Source organism: Comamonas sp. CMM03 (assembly GCF_019218715.1).
In the GTDB taxonomy this organism is placed as follows: Bacteria; Pseudomonadota; Gammaproteobacteria; order Burkholderiales; family Burkholderiaceae_C; genus Comamonas; species Comamonas terrigena.
Genome location: NZ_JAHUXB010000001.1, coordinates 1,353,010 through 1,370,512 on the forward strand (window position 1 = coordinate 1,353,010; position 17,503 = coordinate 1,370,512).

The 17,503-nt window shown below is 66.0% G+C and carries 15 protein-coding genes and 1 pseudogene; 7 read left to right on the plus strand and 9 right to left on the minus strand.

Annotation, left to right across the window (positions count from 1 at the left end; genetic code table 11):
- Positions 1 to 14 precede the first annotated feature (14 nt).
- Positions 15 to 887: pseudogene (locus KW830_RS06200) on the minus strand (LysR family transcriptional regulator).
- Positions 888 to 974: 87 nt separating this feature from the next.
- On the opposite strand from KW830_RS06200, the gene KW830_RS21275 reads away from it, so the two are divergent.
- Together KW830_RS21275 and KW830_RS06205 are read left to right on the plus strand one after the other, a co-directional pair.
- A complete protein-coding gene (locus KW830_RS21275; RefSeq protein WP_255578110.1) occupies positions 975 to 1,196 on the plus strand; it encodes a hypothetical protein in 222 nt (73 codons plus the stop codon).
- A gap of 72 nt (positions 1,197 to 1,268) precedes the next feature.
- On the plus strand, positions 1,269 to 1,952 hold the full coding sequence (locus KW830_RS06205) for a DMT family transporter (RefSeq protein WP_280000478.1): 684 nt from the start codon (positions 1,269 to 1,271) through the stop codon (positions 1,950 to 1,952).
- A gap of 65 nt (positions 1,953 to 2,017) precedes the next feature.
- On the opposite strand, the gene KW830_RS06210 is transcribed toward KW830_RS06205, so the two are convergent.
- The 4 genes from KW830_RS06210 to tadA all read right to left on the minus strand — a co-directional run bounded on the left by KW830_RS06210 (position 2,018) and on the right by tadA (position 6,098).
- The gene (locus KW830_RS06210) at positions 2,018 to 2,476 is read right to left on the minus strand and encodes a hypothetical protein (protein ID WP_218332501.1); all 459 of its coding nucleotides are present in this window, start codon (positions 2,474 to 2,476) and stop codon (positions 2,018 to 2,020) included.
- Positions 2,477 to 2,541: 65 nt separating this feature from the next.
- Positions 2,542 to 3,276 carry a sterol desaturase family protein gene (locus KW830_RS06215; protein WP_255578111.1) on the minus strand — a complete coding sequence of 245 codons (735 nt, stop codon included), beginning with the start codon at positions 3,274 to 3,276 and terminating at the stop codon, positions 2,542 to 2,544.
- An 88-nt stretch (positions 3,277 to 3,364) separates the two neighbouring features.
- The gene (locus KW830_RS06220; protein ID WP_218332652.1) at positions 3,365 to 4,438 is read right to left on the minus strand and encodes an LD-carboxypeptidase; all 1,074 of its coding nucleotides are present in this window, start codon (positions 4,436 to 4,438) and stop codon (positions 3,365 to 3,367) included.
- Between the two features lie 241 nt (positions 4,439 to 4,679).
- Positions 4,680 to 6,098 (minus strand): tRNA adenosine(34) deaminase TadA, encoded by a 1,419-nt coding sequence (gene tadA, locus KW830_RS06225; protein WP_218332503.1) that lies wholly within the window; start codon positions 6,096 to 6,098, stop codon positions 4,680 to 4,682.
- A 398-nt stretch (positions 6,099 to 6,496) separates the two neighbouring features.
- Here tadA and KW830_RS06230 point away from each other — a divergent pair, with 398 nt between their 5' ends.
- Together KW830_RS06230 and KW830_RS06235 are read left to right on the plus strand one after the other, a co-directional pair.
- Positions 6,497 to 8,509 (plus strand): U32 family peptidase, encoded by a 2,013-nt coding sequence (locus KW830_RS06230; RefSeq protein WP_218332504.1) that lies wholly within the window; start codon positions 6,497 to 6,499, stop codon positions 8,507 to 8,509.
- A 145-nt stretch (positions 8,510 to 8,654) separates the two neighbouring features.
- Positions 8,655 to 9,482 carry a 3'-5' exonuclease gene (locus tag KW830_RS06235; protein ID WP_218332505.1) on the plus strand — a complete coding sequence of 276 codons (828 nt, stop codon included), beginning with the start codon at positions 8,655 to 8,657 and terminating at the stop codon, positions 9,480 to 9,482.
- Between the two features lie 76 nt (positions 9,483 to 9,558).
- On the opposite strand, the gene KW830_RS06240 is transcribed toward KW830_RS06235, so the two are convergent.
- Together KW830_RS06240 and KW830_RS06245 are read right to left on the minus strand one after the other, a co-directional pair.
- Positions 9,559 to 10,767 carry a diguanylate cyclase gene (locus tag KW830_RS06240; protein WP_172591816.1) on the minus strand — a complete coding sequence of 403 codons (1,209 nt, stop codon included), beginning with the start codon at positions 10,765 to 10,767 and terminating at the stop codon, positions 9,559 to 9,561.
- A gap of 283 nt (positions 10,768 to 11,050) precedes the next feature.
- The gene (locus KW830_RS06245) at positions 11,051 to 12,241 is read right to left on the minus strand and encodes a GGDEF domain-containing protein (protein ID WP_272970105.1); all 1,191 of its coding nucleotides are present in this window, start codon (positions 12,239 to 12,241) and stop codon (positions 11,051 to 11,053) included.
- Positions 12,242 to 12,478: 237 nt separating this feature from the next.
- Between KW830_RS06245 and KW830_RS06250 the strand changes: the two genes are divergently transcribed.
- Positions 12,479 to 13,756: an O-acetylhomoserine aminocarboxypropyltransferase/cysteine synthase family protein gene (locus tag KW830_RS06250; RefSeq protein WP_192333229.1), complete on the plus strand. Its 1,278-nt coding sequence runs from the start codon at positions 12,479 to 12,481 to the stop codon at positions 13,754 to 13,756.
- 302 nt (positions 13,757 to 14,058) lie between these two features.
- On the opposite strand, the gene KW830_RS06255 is transcribed toward KW830_RS06250, so the two are convergent.
- Entirely contained in the window at positions 14,059 to 14,466 is a 408-nt protein-coding gene (locus KW830_RS06255; protein WP_218332507.1) for a heme-binding protein, read from the minus strand.
- Between the two features lie 211 nt (positions 14,467 to 14,677).
- On the opposite strand from KW830_RS06255, the gene KW830_RS06260 reads away from it, so the two are divergent.
- The gene (locus tag KW830_RS06260) at positions 14,678 to 15,370 is read left to right on the plus strand and encodes a Bax inhibitor-1/YccA family protein (protein ID WP_218332508.1); all 693 of its coding nucleotides are present in this window, start codon (positions 14,678 to 14,680) and stop codon (positions 15,368 to 15,370) included.
- A 112-nt stretch (positions 15,371 to 15,482) separates the two neighbouring features.
- Here KW830_RS06260 and KW830_RS06265 read toward each other — a convergent pair whose 3' ends face one another.
- A complete protein-coding gene (locus KW830_RS06265) occupies positions 15,483 to 16,385 on the minus strand; it encodes a LysR family transcriptional regulator (protein ID WP_066534628.1) in 903 nt (300 codons plus the stop codon).
- A gap of 115 nt (positions 16,386 to 16,500) precedes the next feature.
- Between KW830_RS06265 and KW830_RS06270 the strand changes: the two genes are divergently transcribed.
- Complete coding sequence (locus tag KW830_RS06270; protein WP_218332509.1) at positions 16,501 to 17,493, plus strand: tripartite tricarboxylate transporter substrate binding protein; 993 nt, start codon at positions 16,501 to 16,503, stop codon at positions 17,491 to 17,493.
- The last annotated feature ends 10 nt before the right edge of the window (positions 17,494 to 17,503 follow it).

The window sequence follows — 17,503 nt, forward strand, 5'->3', positions numbered from 1 at the left end:
GGGGGCTGAACACCTCAGCCTACACCGCGCGCCATGCGCAGCGTCTGCACCAGCAGGCGCTCCAGTTCGTCCACGGCTGCATTTCCCCGCGATGCCTTGCTGCGGTAGGCCGCCACCTGCATCGGTGCCAGCGGCCCCAGCCCCTGTTCCCGCCCCAGCACCTGCAGCTGCGCGGGCGCGCTGCACTGCGTGAGGGCCGCAACAGCCAGTCCACTTTCCACCGCCGCCAGCTGCCCCGCCAGGCTGGAGCTGTGGTAGACCACCTTGTAGCGCCGCCCCTGCAACGCCAGCGCATGGATGGCGCCCCGCCGTGCCAGGCTGATGTCTTCGTACACCGCAATCGGCAGCGGATCGCGCCGCCACAGCTCCAGCAGGGGGGAGCCCACCCAGACCATGGGCTCATGGAACAGCAAGCGCCCGCGCCGCGCGTGGTCGCGCGAGATGAGCGCCAGATCCAGCTCCCCCCGCTCCACCCGCGGAATCAGCGCGGTGGACTGCTCGCAGTTCAGCTCGATCTCCACGCCGCTGTGCCGGGGCGCAAAGCGGCGCAGCACCGGGGTCAGGTAGGTGGCCGCATAGTCATCCGGCACGCCCAGGCGCACACGGCCGCTCAGCACCGCAGGCTGCAGCGCCGCCTGGGCCTCGGTCTGCAGGTCCAGCATGCGGCGGACATAGCCCAGCAAGGTCCGGCCCTGCTACGTCAGCTCCAGCCTGCGCGCCCCGCGCTCCAGCAGGCGGTGGCCCACGGCATCCTCCAGCTTCTTGAGCTGCATGCTCACCGCAGACTGGGAACGGTGCAACTGCACCGTCGCAGCCGACAGCGAACCGGCATCCACCACGGCCACCAGGCAGTGCAGCCAGTCGATTTGCAGATCCCGCAGGGCCACAGCCGTCTCCTTACATTCGTTTATCGAATAGCTATTGCCAAAATTATGCGCTTTTCGGCATGCATGCCGCACCGCACACTGCGCGGCATGTCGCCACCTTCCTCCTCTTCTTCAGCCTGTACCACGGCCCTTGCGGCCTCCACCCCATCCGGTGTCCACCGCGCCTCGGGGGCTGCACCTTTTCTGTGGGGCAACGCCCTGCTGGGCAGCATCGGGCTGTTCCTGCACCAGGCCCAGGCCGGTGCGCTGACCGCCACCTGGGCACGCAGCGCCTTCGGCCTGCTGGGGCTGACACTGTGGCTGCTGTAGCGTCGCCAGGGCGGCCAGCTTCGGCTGACGCGCCAAACCGCCCCCGGGGTGCTGGCCGCAGGCTCCTTGATGGTGCTGGCCTGGGTCCTGTTCTTTGCCGCCATTCCCGCCACCTCCACCGGCATGGCAGTGGTGCTGTTCCATGTACAGCCGCTGTGGCTGCTGCTGTGGAGCGCCCTGCGCGGCCAGGAACGGATCAGCCGCCAGCGCGTGGCAGCCGTGCTGCTGGCATTGCTGGGGCTGGTGCTGGCCACAGGCACGCTGTCGGCACTGTGGCAGGACCAGGCCCACGCCACCCGCCCCACTTACCTGCTGGGCGTAGCCCTGTGCCTGCTGGGCGCACTGTGCACCGCCGCCGTCACGCTGATCGCCCAGGGGCTGCAGCGACACCAGCCGGTCACCGCCAGCACCCTGGCCTGGTGGCAGTGCCTGCTGGGCACCGTGCTGCTGTGGGTCTGGCCGCTGCAGCACGGCTGGCCCGCATCGGGCGCCAGCTGGCTGTGGCTGGCCGGCCTGGGACTGGCCCACACGGCCCTGGCCTATATGCTGATCTACGCCGGCATGGCCCGCCTGCCCACCAGCCGCGTGGCGCTGCTGCAGTACCTCTACCCCGCCGTGGCACTGCTGATCGAGGGCTGCTGCTGGGCCAGCGCCTGGATGGCGGGCAATGGCTGGGCCTGGGCATCATCGCCTGCGCCGTGGTCTGGGCCGAACGGCAGGCCGCGCGCTGGCCCTTATCTCCAGCAGGGAGCCTGATGCGGCACGCCACCGCACCGCTTCCAGCGGCATCCGACACGCACCCAGCAGAAATCAGGCAGGTATCAGCTGGCATCCGCCGGCTTGCGGCTTCCTTGGCTTGCCGCAATGCCTCGTTGCACGCGGGCGTGGTAGACCGTCAGCCGGCTGATTCCCAACTGGGCCGCCACCTTGGCGTCAGACGCTGTGCCCAGCAGGGCCACGGCCTCGGGTGTCCAGTCGTAGGCAGCAGTAGCAGCCGTGGCGCCAGAGGCCGGGGCAATCCCCAGCTCCGTGCGCTTGGCGACCACGCTGGCCTTGCTGATGCCCAGTTGCTGTGCCACGGCCGCATCCGGCTGCTGACCCAGCAGCGCCAGGGCTGCGGGCGTCCACTGGAAATGCCCCGCAGCGGGAATCCCCAGCGCATTGCGCTTGAGGTTGACCGTCTTGGCCGATGTACCCCAGCGCTCGGCCAGCACGGCGTCTTTTTCCTGACCCAGCTGGGCCAGCATCGCGTCAGTCCATTGCAGTGCGGCTTTGCCCATGCGGTGTCTGTCCTGGTTGGAAAAATGGAAAGCGAAGGGAACGGCGCGCCATGCGCCAGCACCCTTCAGCGTTTTTTGTGCACATCCTGCCAGCGCAGCATGTCGCTGATGCGCGCGGCCTTTTCGTCGTCAAAGCCCAGGCGCTGCACGCGCTCGGGCGGGTTGGCCCAGGTGCCGAACAGCAGGTCCCAGATCGGCAGGCCGTAGTTCTGCGCATGGTGGCCATGTTGGTGGTGCACGGTGTGCATCTCCGGGCGCTGCACCAGGTAACCCACCCAGCGCGGCGTGCGGATGTCCGCGTGCAGAAACAGGTCAAAGGCACCGGTCAGGCCGATGGCGAACGCCGCCGCCAGCGGGCTGGCGCCCAGCACCCAGTAGCTGGACAGCGCACTCAGCAGCACCGCTGCTGCCGTGTCCATGGGATGGGCGTAGAAAGCGGTCAAGGCCTCCACCCGGGGGGCGCTGTGGTGCAGCTGGTGGAACACCCGCCACAGCAGATCCCAGCGGTGCGTGGCACGGTGCCACCAGTAAAAGACAAAGCTGGTCAGCCCGAAGCTGGCCAGGCCCACCAGCGGCGCGGGCCAGCGCTGGCCCACATCGAACAGCGCCACGGCGCGGATGCTGTCCGAGAACCAATGTCCCACCAGCAAGGTCACCAGCAGTGTGCTGCAGGCCAGCGCGCTGGACATCAACAGCCAGCGCCGGTCACAGTGGTTGCGCGATGCCGGGGCAATCACTTCCCGGCTGAAGATTCCCACGAACACCAGCGCCAGCAACGGATAGGCCGCAAATTCCCACATCGATTGTCCCCTCTGAACCATCCATCACCCCACACCCGCCAACGGGCACCTTGCTTGGGACCATGCGTACGCCGGCCCCGGAAGCAATTCAGTGGGTATGCCCCCAGTAGATCAGTGCATCGCGCCCTTCCACCGACAGCGACACCTGCGCCCCAACGGGCAGCAGCACCTTGGTCGGCACATGGCCAAACGGCAGGCCTTGCAGCACCGGGCGCTTGAGCTGCATGCGCAGCCAGTCAATCACGGTCTGCAGCTTGAAGCCCTTGTCATGGGTGTTGAGCTTGAACTCGGTGAACTGCCCCAGCACGATGGCCTTCTGCTTTTGCAACACCCCGGCCAGCAGCAGCTGGTTCAGCATGCGCTCGATCTTGTAGGGGTGCTCACCCACATCTTCCAGGAACAGCACCCCGCCTTCGATCTGCGGGAAATACGGCGTGCCCAGCAGGGACACCAGCACCGCCAGGTTGCCGCCCCACAGCGTGGCGCCGCCGGACACATAGAAGTCCTTGAGTTGGGGCTTGCCGTTGGGCAGCTCGCCCACCTTGGGCATCTGCCAGCCGGCACCCTCGCCCTGGCCGCTGAGCAGATCGGCAAAGCAGTCGAGCATGATGTCATCCACCTCGCCGCCATCCCGGGTGTCCACGCCAAAGTCGGCATTGACCACCGGGCCCGCCCAGGTCGTGGCGCCGGTCTGGGCAAGCATGGCCAGCTGGAAGGCGGTGAAATCGCTCAGCCCCACAAATTGCGTGCCCTTGGCAATGGCCTTGGCCACGGTCTTGTACTTGATGCCCGGCAGGATGCGCGTGAGGCCGTAGCCGCCGCGCGAGATCAGGGCCACATCGGCCCCGCTGGCGGCCGCGCGGTGGATGGCGGCCAGGCGGGTGGCATCGTCTCCGGCAAAGCGCTGGCTGCTGGCCAGGGCATCGGCATCCACTTCCACCTGGTGCCCCATGGCTTCCAGCTGCCGGATGCCGCGCTTGAATGCGGCCTTGTCACGCACCGCACCCGAGGGCGAGTACACATAGATATGTTTGGGACCGTGGCTGTGGTCGTGGCCGCAGCAGCTGCCGTCGGCCGCATGCACATGGTCGGCATGGCCATGATCGTGACCGTGGTCGTGATGGCCGTCATGCCCGCAGTCTGCACCACAGGCATGCCCCATGCCCAGGCCCTGTGCCGGTGTCTGCTCCGCGGTATAGGCAGGTGCAGCAGCAGCGGCCGGAGCCACCGTGGCCGGGGTCTTGCGGGGGGATGGGCTGGGAGAGGTTCCGGTGGATTTGCGGGTGGTCGCCAAAGCTTGTCCGCACCGCAAGCAGGCGGCGCGCTCCGTGAAAAAGGGGAATGCGAGAGAGGGTCTTGCCACAGCAGCAAGGCACCCACGCCGCACAGGCACGGCCTGCGGGCTACGGACGGAAGTATTCCACAGCGCGGCGTGCGCCGCCGTCTGCCTGCGACCGGCCCCAGTCCAGACCGGGGTTGGACGGCATGGCCTGCGGGTGCCCGGCCAGCGCAGGCAGCACCTGCTTCCAGGCGGCCTCGTATTCGGATGCGCTGCACACCGGGTGCTGCATCGCGGCCTGCGGCGTGCGGGTGACCCAGCAGCGGCCCTGCGCCAGCCAGTCGTGCAGCAACCCGGCCGGCACAGCGGGCAAGGCGGCGCGGCACTGTGGCGCCGCCTGCAGTGCCGCGCGGTGGCCGGCCGCCGCAAACGGGGCATCGAATGCGGCCTGTTCCACCGCCGAGGGGGCCAGCCCCCACGCCTGCTGCAGCTGCGCTCCCACCGGCCACCGGGGTTTGCGAGCCGCCTGCAACTGCCAGTCCGACCAGGCCGGGGGCAAGGCATCTGTAGGCCATGCATCGTGCAGCCAGGCGCCTACAAAGCGCTGCGGCTGCTGGCTGGCCACGGCCAGCCCCAGCCGGGCGGCATCGCCCTGCCCCAGTAGCACGGCGTGGCGCACATCCAGTGCTTCCACCCATTCCTGTAACAGCTGCTGGTGCCAGGCGGCGCTGTGGGCCTGGGGCTTTTTGGGCTGGTCACTGCGGCCCCAGCCCGGCAGATCCGGCACGACCACACGGTGGCCGGCAGCCAGAAAAACGGGAATCAGGTGGCGAAAGGCCCAGCCCCAGCCCGGGCTGGCGGCCAGGCACAGCCAGGTCAGCGTGGCACCTTGCGGCCCCTCGTCCACGGCGGCCAGACGCAGTCCCTGCCCACTGGGCAGGTCGCTGCGGTAGCGGGGCTGCCAGGGCCAGTCGGGCAGATCGGCAAACGCACGGTCGGGCACGCGCAGCGCGGTATCCGGCAGCGGGTGCACGGCCGCCGCCCGGTGTGCCTGGCGCCGCTGCTGGAAGAAACGGGCCAGCAAGGCGGCGCATTCCTCGGCCAGCACACCGCGCAGCACCTGGGTCTGGTGGTTGATGGCGGGGTAGCCGAACACATTCAGCACCGAACCCGCCGCACCGGTCTTGGGCTCGGCTGCGCCATAGACCAGCCGACCCACGCGCGCATGCAGCATGGCGCCACTGCACATGGTGCATGGCTCCAGCGTGACATACAGGGTACAGCCTTCCAGCCGGTAATTGCCCAGGCGGCGTGCCGCATCGCGCAGCGCCTGCACCTCGGCATGGGCCGTGGGGTCGCCACTGGCAATCGGGGCATTGCGGCCTTCCCCCACGATCTGGCCCTGGTACACGACCACGGCGCCCACGGGCACCTCGCCCGCCTCCGCCGCCTGCTGCGCCAGGCGCAGGGCATGGCGCATCCAGTGGGCGTGATCGACGGCGGCGTCGGAAGCGTCGGGGGGGAGCGGAGGCGAAGCAGGCATGTGCCGGCGATTATCCCCGCCCAGCCTGGAGCCTGCATGTGCCGGGGGGCACAAAAAAAGGGCGCCCGAAGGCGCCCGTCAAGCTTATTGAAAGAGACAGTGGTCCGGCCGCGGCCCCCGACAGGCAATGTCCTCAGCGCGCCTCCCCTCCCCCTGGACAGTGACGGTCTACAGACCAGGCAAGCAGACCGTCAACACCACAATGGGCTCTCTTGGACGCACCGTGCACCGCCTGTCAGCGGCTGCGGCCGGCACCACTCCACCCGCGAAGGTGGCAGTGCCACTGTAGGTAAATCTCGTACACGTGCACATCCCTGGTTTTTGGTATTTTTGCCGATGAACGGTCAATTCCCCGCTTTCGCCCGCTCCCGGCATGGCCCTGGGATAATCCGCGCCCTATGTCCCTCCTGCCCCACCAGCTCGAACTCCTGTCCCCGGCCCGCGACGCCGATATCGGCATTGAAGCCATCAACCATGGCGCAGATGCTGTCTACATCGGCGGCCCGGCCTTTGGCGCACGCGCCACGGCAGGCAATGACATCCGCGACCTGGAGCGGCTCATCCGGCATGCCCACCGTTTTGGCAGCCGCATCTTCATCACGCTCAACACCATCTTGCGCGACGATGAACTGCAGGGCGCGCGCGACATGGCCTGGCAGATCTACAACGCAGGGGCCGACGCGCTGATCATCCAGGACATGGGCCTTCTGGAGCTGGACCTGCCCCCCATCCAGCTGCACGCCTCCACCCAGACCGATATCCGCACCCCCGAAAAAGCGCGGTTTCTGCAGGATGTGGGCCTGTCCCAGATCGTGATTGCGCGCGAGCTGGACTTGCAGCAGATTGCCGCCGTGCGCGCCGCCACCGACCCGGCCCGCACCACGATCGAATTCTTTGTGCACGGTGCGCTGTGCGTGGCCTATTCCGGCCAGTGCTTCATCAGCCACGCCCACACAGGCCGCAGCGCCAACCGTGGCGACTGCAACCAGGCCTGCCGTCTGCCCTATGAGGTGACGGATGCAGGCGGCCGCATCATTGCGCACGAAAAGCATGTGCTGTCCATGAAGGACAACAACCAGAGCGACAACCTGCGCGCCCTGATCGACGCCGGCGTGCGCAGCTTCAAGATCGAGGGCCGCTACAAGGACATGGGCTATGTGAAGAACATCACGGCCCACTACCGCAAGCTGCTGGACGAGATCATCGAAGAGCGCGAATTCTCCGACCAGCCGCTGGCGCGCTCCTCCTCCGGGCGCACCACGTTCACGTTCGAGCCCGATCCCGACCAGAACTTCAACCGCGAGTTCACCGACTACTTTGTCAACGGACGCAAGGACGACATCGGCGCCTTCGACACCCCCAAGACCCCCGGCCGTGCCATTGGCTGGGTCACCCAGGTGGGCGACAAGTGGTTCGAAATCGAAGCCAGCGACAAGGCCACCGAGCTGCACAACGGCGACGGCCTGTGCTACTACGACCTGCAAAAGGAACTGGTGGGCGTGCACATCAACCGTGCCGAATGCGTGCATGCCAAGAAAGGCATCTGGCGGGTCTTTCCCAAAAACGAGATTGCCGAGTTCAAGGACCTGCGCAAGGGCCTGGAAATCAACCGCAACCGCGATATGGACTGGGTGCGCACACTGGAGAAGAAGTCCAGCGAACGCCGCATCGGCCTGTGGGCCGAGTTCAAGGAAACTGCTGCGGGCTTTGCGCTGACGCTGACCGACGAAGACGGTTTCACCGCCACCGCCGGCATCGAACAGGCCCACCAGGCCGCCACAGACACGGCCAAGGCCGAAGCCACGCTGCGCGAACAGCTGGGCCGCTTTGGCGCCAGCATCTTCGCGGTCAACGACATCGCGCTGAGCGTCAGCCAGCCCTGGTTTGTGCCCGCTTCGGCCCTGAACCAGCTGCGCCGCGATGCGCTGGCCGGGCTGGAACAGGCCCGCGCCGACGGCCTGATCCGCCTGCCGCGCGCCAAGCCGGTGGAGCCGCCCACCCCTTTCCCCGAGGACACGCTGAGCTATCTGGCCAATGTGTTCAACCAGAAGGCGCATGACTTCTATGTGAAGCATGGCGTGAAGGTGGTGGACGCCGCCTATGAAAGCAAGGAAGAAGAAGGCGAAGTCTCGCTGATGATCACCAAGCACTGCGTGCGCTTCTCCATGAGCCTGTGCCCCAAGCAGGCCAAGGGCGTGATCGGCGTCAAGGGCACCATCAAGGCTGAGCCGCTGCAGCTGATCAACGGCAAGGAAAAGCTCACACTGCGCTTCGACTGCAAACCCTGCGAGATGCACGTGGTGGGCAAGATGAAGAAATCGGTGCTGAACCAGCATGCCAAGGAAATGCAGGAACACCCCATGCAGTTCTACCGCACACGCCCCGCGCCGATGCCCAAGCCCCAGGCCTGACTAGCCTCTCCCGGTGAAGGCCGTACGCGCGCCGCAGCGAAGCGCGCAAGCAGCTCTGCGGGCGACAACGCCACCAACCCAGGCTGCCCGGCAGCCCGCGCATCTGCGCGGCGCCTGCCCGGTGCAGCTGCGACAATTGCGCACCATGCCTCGCCTCAAACCGCCCTCCAAAGAAGAAAGCCAGCTGCTGCCTGCGTTTGCAGCCCTGCCGGACAGCGCCATTCACCTGCCCGCCACCGAGGCCGAGTTTGCCGCCGCCCGCACGGCCCTGCTGGCCCAGAGCGCGCTGGGTTTTGATACGGAAAGCAAGCCCATATTCAGCACCCAGCAGGTCGACACCGGCCCGCACCTGGTGCAGCTGGCGACCACGGATGCAGCCTGGCTGCTGCAGCTGCACCATCCACAGGCGCTGGAGCTGGCCCGCGAACTGCTGGCCCACCCCGGCATCTGCAAGGTGGGCTTTGGCCTGGACAACGACAAAGCCACCCTGCCGCGCCGCCTGGGCTGTGAACTGCACAACGTGGTGGACCTGGACCGGGTGTTCAAGCAGTACGGGTACGGCAACAGCACCGGTGTGCGTGCGGCCGTAGCGCTGGTGCTGGGGCAGAACTTCCACAAGTCCAAAAAGATGTCCACCTCCAACTGGGCGGCGCGCCAGTACAGCCCCGGCCAGTTGCGCTATGCGGCCAACGATGCCCACGGGCCGGCCGTCGTTCATGCCGCCCTGCCCGCCTGGCAGGCCCGCCAACCCGCGCCTGCAGCGGCCCGCCCGCCCCGGCACCCTCGCGCACCCCGCGCACCCGGGTCGGCCCCCATGCAGTCCGCCCCACCAGCGACCACACCGCAGCCGTCGTCCGGGCTCCAGCCCACCGCCCTGGCACCACCATCTGGCACACAAGACCCGCAAAGCATGCAAGGTGCAGCTCCCGTCCGCAGCCGCATTGCAGCGCTTTTCCAGCCCCGCCGAAGCTGAGCCGGACCGGCTCCTGAGGATTGCAAGCCCTGCATGCCTTTGAGCCGCGGTAGGGACAGCGATCCGCGCTGTGGTGTCAGCGTTTCAGCGCCTGAAAATCGTTCAGCACCGAAGGCGGCAGCAGACGGTCCACATGCACGCGGTTGCGACCAGCCTGTTTGGCCTCGTACAGCAAGGCATCGGCGCGGGACAATGCCTTGGTCAGGTGCAGCAGGCTATGGACAGGGGCAATGCCAAAGCTGAGCGTCACCTGCTGGCCATTGGGCAGACAGGGTCCCTGGGGCGACGCCATCTGCTGGCGGATGCGCTCCACCACACCTTCCGCGTCGTCCAGGCTGGCCCGCTGCAGCAGCAGCACAAATTCTTCGCCGCCAAAGCGTGAAACCAGATCGCCCGCACGCACCTGCTGCAACATCACCTGGCTGACGGACTGCAACACCTGGTCACCACAGGCATGGCCCCAGCTGTCGTTCACCCGTTTGAAATGGTCGATATCCCCCGCCACCACCGCCCAGGGTGCCACACGGCGGTCGTTCAGCACGCCTTCGGCAGCCTCCATGAAAGCGCGGCGGTTGAGCAGGCGGGTCAGCGGATCGCGGTTGCGCTCCTCGCGCAGCGTGGTGAACACATCACGCACCACGCAGGCCAGCAGCACCAGCGAAAACCACAACGTGAACAGCAAGGTGCCCGCCAACGTCAGCAGCCAGTAGCCCGAGCGGGTGAGTTCACCCACATGCTCGACGGGTACCACCAGCCACACCCCCAACGGGCGCAGCAGCGTATAGGAAGCAAAGAAGAAATAGGTCCAGCGCAACGCGGTTTCCAGCCGGTCCCGAGCGCGCGGTCCACGCAGCAGGCTGTGTGTGGGCAGGAACTGCAGCACACCCACCCCCACGTTCAGCCACTGCACCCGTGCCCACAGGTCGTCATCGACGTAGGAGAAGTAATACAGCACGGCCAGCGTACCCACCACGGCCAGCCCCCCCACCCAGCGGTTGATGTGCGCCTGGCCACAGCGCAACGCCATGCCCTGCGCCAGCCCCCAGGCCCCTGCCAGGTACAGCACAGCGGTGGCCAGCGACCACCGGCCCAGCTGGGCATTGGTCATCAGGCTTTGCGCGCCCAGCGCCAGCGCCGGCAGCACATAGCCGGCCGCCATCCACAGCAGAAACCGCGCACGGGTCTGGTTGCGTTGCACCCACCAGCAGGCCAGCAGCACGCCGCCCAGCAAGATCACGCAAGCGGGTGCAATCAAGGCAAAGTACTGGTCAGCAGGCAGATTCACAGGCAATGCGGGCGGTGGAAAAAGGGGCGCAGGCTTTGTAAGCCCTATGTATCTGAGTGTATCTTTGCGCAAGAGTGCCCTACCGCATCTGCCTTTGATCTTGTACAAGTGCACATTGGCGTCGGCGCCCATTCCCCGTGCGAGTCCTGGCGCGGTCGCAGCCCCTGTCAGCGCGCCAAGAATCTGCAGGCTTTGGACGCCTCAGCGCCCTGCAGCAAAGCACAAGCAGCTCTTGTTTCAAGAGCGATCGCCACGGCCATTCATTGCTCCACCGTCAGTCCGATTATGGCGCCACCATGCCGGCAGCCTGGGCTTCGGCGTCCACCCGCACCCCGTTGCGACCGGCCTGCTTGGCCTCATACAACAGGGCATCGGCACGCGACAAGGCCTTGCTCAGGTGCTCCAGGCTCTGTACCGGAGCAATGCCAAAGCTGACCGTCACCCGCCGGCCATTGGGCAGGCCAGGCACATCGGAGGAGTCCAGTTGCTGGCGCACGCGCTGCACCACGCTTTCTGCATCCAGCAGGCTGGCACGCTGCAGCAGCAACACAAACTCCTCACCGCCAAAGCGCGCCACCAGATCGCCTTGGCGCACTTGCTGCTGCAGCACCAGGCTGATTTGCTGCAGCACCCGGTCACCGCAGGCATGGCCCCAGTTGTCGTTGACCTGCTTGAAGTGGTCGATATCGCCCACCACCACGGCCCAGGGGCCGCTGCGGCGGTCGCGGAGCACTCCCTCGGCGGTCTCCATGAACGCCCGGCGGTTGAGCAGCCTGGTCAGCGGGTCACGGCTGCGCTCTTCATGCAGCTGGGCAAACACATCGCGCACCGTGCAGGCCACCACCAGCATGGTGAACCACAGCGCAAACAACAGTGTCCCCGCCAGCGTGATCAGCCAATAGCCCGAGCGCGGAATGTCGTTGCCCTGCAATCCCGGCACCAGCAACATGATCAGCAAGGGCCGCACCATGGTGTAGCAGGCAAACACCAGAAAGGACATGCGCAGGGCCCGCTCCAGCCGGTTGCCCGGCAGCTGGCTGCGCAAAATGCCGCGCATGGGCAGAATCTGCATCAGACCCAGGCCGGCATTGAGCCAGTGCATGCGCACCAGCAGCCTGTCCTGCACATGGCCGTAGTAGTACAAAGCGGCCAGCACCACCATGGCGATCAGCAGCGCCGTGCGCGGGTGGGCCGATTTCCCATAGCGCCCGGCAATGCCACGCGCCAGCGACCACGCGCCCCCCAGGTACAGCACCCCGGTCACGGGGGCCCAGAAGGCGAACTGCGCGCTGTCCAGCAGGCTCTGCCAGCCCAGGCCAATGGCGCTAAGCGCATAGCCCGCAGCAAGCCACAGCAGATAGCGCTGCTGGCGTTGCTGGCGCAGTACTCCCCAGCACACCACCAGTGCCGCTGCCAGCAGCAGCACGCACAGCGGTACCAGGAGTGCGAAATAGCGGTCGGGCAGAGAGAACACCGATGCAGGGCCTGCACAGAAGGAAGAAGGTAAACAAGTGTATCCAAGTGCTGCCACCCATCCGGAAAGACCGTGGGGCCAGCGCCATAAGCACATAGCTAAAGCTTGGTTCGTTCTGCGCAGGGCCCCTTGCATAATCGCCGCAGCTATGCCGGACCAGCGGTCACAGCAGGCCCTCGCGGCCGGTGCGATACCTGGATCCACTCCTTTTTCGCAGACCACCAGAAAGAGACATCCATGCGCCTCGAGACCCTTGCCGTTCACGCCGGTTACGCCCCCGACCCCACCACCAAGGCCGTGGCTGTGCCCATCTACCAGACGGTGGCCTACGCATTCGACAGCGCCCAGCATGGCGCTGATCTGTTCGACCTGAAGGTGCCGGGCAATATCTATACCCGCATCATGAATCCCACCACCGACGTGCTGGAAAAGCGCGTTGCGGCCCTGGAAGGCGGCATTGCCGCATTGGCCGTGGCATCGGGCATGGCCGCCATCACTGCCGCCATCCAGACCCTGGCCGAAGCCGGCGACAACATCGTGTCCGCCAGCACGCTCTATGGCGGCACCTACAACCTGTTTGCCCACACCTTTCCGCAGCAAGGCATCGAGGTGCGCTTCGCCGATCCGCGCGATCCGGCCAGCTTCGGCAAGCTGATCGACGGCAAGACCAAGGCCGTGTTCATCGAATCCATCGGCAATCCGCTGGGCAACGTGACCGACATCCGTGCACTGGCCGATGTGGCCCACCAGCATGGCGTGCCGCTGATCGTGGACAACACCGTGCCCTCGCCCTATCTGCTGCGTCCGTTTGAGCATGGCGCCGACATCGTCGTGCACTCGCTGACCAAATACCTGGGCGGCCACGGCACCAGCGTGGGCGGCGCCATCGTGGACAGCGGCAAATTCCCCTGGGCCGAGCACAAGGCCCGCTTCAAGCGCCTGAACGAGCCCGACGTGAGCTACCACGGCGTGGTCTATACCGAGGCGCTAGGCCCCGCCGCCTTCATCGGCCGTGCCCGCGTGGTGCCGCTGCGCAACATGGGCGCCGCCATCTCGCCCCAAAACGCCTTCCAGATCCTGCAAGGCATTGAAACCCTGGCCCTGCGCATGGACCGCATCTGCGAAAACACGCAGAAGATTGCAGAAACACTGCAAAACCACCCCAAGGTGGAATGGGTGCGCTATGCCGGCCTGAAAGACCATCCCGACCATGCCATCGTGCAAAAGCAGTCGGGCGGCCGCGCCTCGGGCATTCTGTCGTTCAGCCTCAAGGGCAGCGAAGGCCGTGCCGCCGGAGCGCGCTTCCTCGATGCCCTGCAGCTGTTCACGCGCCTGGTGAACATTGGCGATGCCAAGTCGCTGGCCACCCACCCGGCCTCGACCACCCACCGCCAGCTGGACCCCGCCGAGCTGGCCAAGGCCGGCGTCACCGAAGGCATGGTGCGCCTGTCCGTGGGCATTGAGCACATCGACGACCTGCTGGCCGATCTGGAGCAGGCCTTGGCCCAGGTCTGAGAGCGCCCTGCCCGCCCTCCCCATAAGGAGCGCTTCGGCGCTCTTTTTTCATGCTTGACCATGCTTCACGGCTGCACCCGCCGCGCCAGCTACGTCAACCACGCCAGTCAGGCACGCCTGCGGACTGCGGGATAAAGCTGCCGTTACGCGGTATGTAGTGCGCATCGGGCGGCCTTCCGGCCATGACCGCCGCCTCCCAGATGCCTCCACCAACAAAAAGAGCGCCGAAGCGCTCTTTTTGTTGGTGGCCGCCGGTGCGCTTGAAAGCGCACAGCAGCCGGCGAGGCGGAAAGCCTGGCTGCTTACAGCCCCAGGGCCGCAATACCGGCGCTGGCCACCTGTGCATCTTCGCTGGCCTTCACACCGGACACGCCCACGGCGCCCAGCACCTGGCCGTCCTTGACGATGGCCACGCCACCTTCCAGCAGGCCGTCGACAAACGGCGCGCTCAGGAAAGCGGTGCGGCCATTGTTGATCATGTCTTCAAACGCCTTGGTGTCCTTGCGACCCACGGCGGCCGTGCGGGCCTTGGCAGGCGAGATGTGCGAGGAGATGGGCGCGGCGCCGTCCAAGCGCTGCAGCCACAGCAGGTGGCCGCCATCGTCGACGATGGAGATGGTCACAGCCCACTTGTTCTTGAGGGCCTCGGCCTCGGCGGCGGCGGCGATCTTCTTGACGTCGGACAGTTCGAGTTCGTGCTTGGTCTTCATGGTCTGTAAGGCAGAAATTTGCGCTGAGTAGGAAGCAACCAGCATAATGTGCAAACCCGGACCGAAAGCGACCCTGAGCGCAAAACATTACAACCTAAAAATGCCCAGGTCCATCCACGGGTGCCAGCGCATGGCCCTTGCGCTTTCCTTCCTCCACCCTCATATTCACTGGACTGCCTGAACGGCAGCCACACACAGGAGAAACCTATCCATGAATGATCACGTCACCTCTTGGGACACTGCTGGCGTTGCCATCTCGCAGCAGCAGCGCCACAAGGTGCTGCGCAACACCTACTGGCTGCTGGCGCTGAGCCTGCTGCCCACCGTGCTGGGCGCCTGGATCGGCGTGTCCACCGGCATCACCCGCTCGCTCTCCGGCGGCCTGGGCCTGATCGTGTTCATGGTCGGTGCCTTCGGCTTCATGTTCGCGATCGAAAAGACCAAGAACTCCGCCGCCGGCGTGTCCGTGCTGCTGGCCTTCACCTTCTTCATGGGCCTGATGCTCTCGCGCATGATTGCCATGGTGCTGGGCTTCAAGAACGGCTCCGAGCTGATCATGACCGCCTTTGCGGGCACGGCCGGCGTGTTCTTCGTGATGGCCTCGCTGGCCACCGTGATCAAGCGCGACCTGTCGGGCATGGGCAAATGGCTGTTCGTCGGCGCCATGGTGCTGCTGGTGGGCTCGGTCATCAACGTGTTCGTGGGCTCCACCGCCGGCATGATGGCCATCTCGATGCTGGCCATCGGCATCTTTTCCGCCTACATGCTGTATGACCTCAAGCAGATCATCGACGGCGGCGAAACCAACTACATCAGCGCCACGCTGTCGCTGTACCTGGACATCTTCAATGTGTTCCAGAGCCTGCTTGCCCTGCTGGGCATCATGGGCGGCGAACGCGAGTAAGCGGCACACCGGCCACCCTCTGCATGCGCAGAGGGACCCACACCCAGGCACGCTACGGCGTGCCTTTTTTATGGGCGCGCACCCTGCGCCGGCAGTCCGAGCAACACGCCCCTCACCCTGCCGGCTGCACCCCGCATTGCGCCAGAATCAGCGCCTTGAGCCGCTCGGCCGCGGGGGGCAGCGCATGCGCGCGCTGCCAGATCAGGTTCAGGTGCGTGCGCAGCCCGGCATCCTGCAGCGGCACCAGCGCGGGCAGACCCTGCATACCCAGTTGGGCAAAGCTTTCGGGGGCAAACGCCACGCCCAATCCTTTTTGCACCATCAACAGCATGGGCAGGGTCTCCACGCCCCAATATGCCACTTCCGGGGTGAATCCGGCCTGCTGGCAGGCGCGCAGCAACATGTCCGAAATGCCCGTGCCCAGCAGTGAGCTGTGCAGCAGAAAGCGTTCATGGCGCAGCGCCGCCAGCGGCACCTGCGCGTGTTCGCACAGCGGGTGCTGTGGAGGCAGCGCCACCCGCAGCGGCTCGTTCATGATCTCCAGGTTCTGCAGCTCCGGCGCCGTGTACTGGCTGCGGCAGATGATCAGATCCAGGCTGCGCTCCCGCAAACGCTGCAGCATGTAGCCCGTCTCGCCCTCGTGCACATGCACGGTGATCTTCAGATCACACGCCATCAGCTGCTCCATCACCCGGGGCATCAGAAACAGGCTGGCCGCCGTGGCACAGCCTACGTGCACGGTGCCGCGCGATCCCTGTTCTGCCTCGCGCAGCTCACGCCGCACGGCCTGCAAACTGGCCTGCAATGCCTTGGCACGCAGATAGAACAGCTCTCCCGTGGCGGTCGGCACCAGGCGATGGCCGCTACGGTCGAACAGACTCACTTTCAGCTCTTCCTCGAGCTTGCGCAGCAAGATGCTCAAAGGCGGCTGGGTCATGTGCAGGCGCTCGGCCGCAGCCGACACACTGCCTTGCTCGTAAACCGCGACAAAGCATTTCAGACGGTGCTCATCCATATAGTTTTTATATAAACAATAGACCTTATATATATTAGACCTTATCGACATGCGTTTCTATACTCCGCCGCGTTGCCTACCTCGCATACCGGCAATACATAACAAGGAGACACGCATGCACCCCTCTCGCCGCCAAATTGTTGGCCTGGCCCTCACCACCTGCCTCGCTCCCGTGCTGGGCATGTCCGCTGCCCACGCGCAAACCGACTGGCCCCGCCGCACCATCAAGGTGGTAGTGCCCTACCCGCCAGGCGGCACGGCCGACGTCATGGGCCGCCTGGTGGCCCACAAGCTGGGCAAAGCCTTCCCCAAGGTGAGCGTGGTGGTGGAGAACGTCACCGGTGGTGCCACCGTACCCGGCGCCCTGGCCGTGATGCGCGAGCCGGCCGACGGCCACACCGTGTTCCTGGCCAGCGACAACACGCTGAACATCAACCGCTGGTTGCTCAAGGACGCGCGCTACGACGGCGACCGCGACTTCACCCCGGTGACCGTGCTCAATACCTACCCGCACTGGCTGATCGTCAATGGACAGGGGCCTTACAAGAGCCTGGACGACCTGGTGCAGGCCATCCAGGCCCGGCCTGGCAAGGTGTCCATCAGCGTCAACACCATTGGCGGAGCCGCCTATCTGGCCCTGGACAGCTGGCGCCGCGAAAACGGACTGAAGTTCGAAATCGTGCCCTACCGCGGATCGCCCCCTGCCGTGGCCGACCTGATCGGCGGCCACACCGATGCGCATGTGGACGTGGTCGGCTCCTCCGTCGCCCACGCCCGCAGCGGCCGCGTGCTGCCCGTGGCCGTGCTGCAAAGCCGCACACTCAAGGAATTTCCCAAGGCCACAGCCCAAAGTGAGCAGAACCCCAAGGCACTGAACGTGCAGTCCAACCTGTCCGTGGTCATGCGCAGCGGCACGCCCCAGCCCGTCATCGACAAGCTCTACGACATCCTCAAGGCCGGCGCCAAAGAGGAGGACTTCACCAGGACCATGGACATGCTCTGCCTGGACACCGTGCTGCTGGAGCCCACCAAGGCCAAGGCCTTCTTGCAGCAGGAAACCAGGCGCTACGGCGCGCTGGTCGAGAAATCGGGTCTGGAAAAACAATAAGCAACGGGCT

Bases quoted from the DNA above. Each gene is read 5' to 3' on its own strand.
- KW830_RS06210 (WP_218332501.1), bottom strand. From the start codon at position 2,476: ATGGGCAAAGCCGCACTGCAATGGACTGACGCGATGCTGGCCCAGCTG.
- KW830_RS06220 (WP_218332652.1), bottom strand. From the start codon at position 4,438: ATGGGGCATGCCTGTGGTGCAGACTGCGGGCATGACGGCCATCACGAC.
- tadA (WP_218332503.1), bottom strand. From the start codon at position 6,098: ATGCCTGCTTCGCCTCCGCTCCCCCCCGACGCTTCCGACGCCGCCGTC.
- KW830_RS06215 (WP_255578111.1), bottom strand. From the start codon at position 3,276: ATGTGGGAATTTGCGGCCTATCCGTTGCTGGCGCTGGTGTTCGTGGGA.
- KW830_RS06270 (WP_218332509.1), top strand. From the start codon at position 16,501: ATGCACCCCTCTCGCCGCCAAATTGTTGGCCTGGCCCTCACCACCTGC.
- KW830_RS06265 (WP_066534628.1), bottom strand. From the start codon at position 16,385: ATGGATGAGCACCGTCTGAAATGCTTTGTCGCGGTTTACGAGCAAGGC.
- KW830_RS21275 (WP_255578110.1), top strand. From the start codon at position 975: ATGTCGCCACCTTCCTCCTCTTCTTCAGCCTGTACCACGGCCCTTGCG.
- KW830_RS06260 (WP_218332508.1), top strand. From the start codon at position 14,678: ATGAATGATCACGTCACCTCTTGGGACACTGCTGGCGTTGCCATCTCG.
- KW830_RS06255 (WP_218332507.1), bottom strand. From the start codon at position 14,466: ATGAAGACCAAGCACGAACTCGAACTGTCCGACGTCAAGAAGATCGCC.
- KW830_RS06235 (WP_218332505.1), top strand. From the start codon at position 8,655: ATGCCTCGCCTCAAACCGCCCTCCAAAGAAGAAAGCCAGCTGCTGCCT.
- KW830_RS06230 (WP_218332504.1), top strand. From the start codon at position 6,497: ATGTCCCTCCTGCCCCACCAGCTCGAACTCCTGTCCCCGGCCCGCGAC.
- KW830_RS06250 (WP_192333229.1), top strand. From the start codon at position 12,479: ATGCGCCTCGAGACCCTTGCCGTTCACGCCGGTTACGCCCCCGACCCC.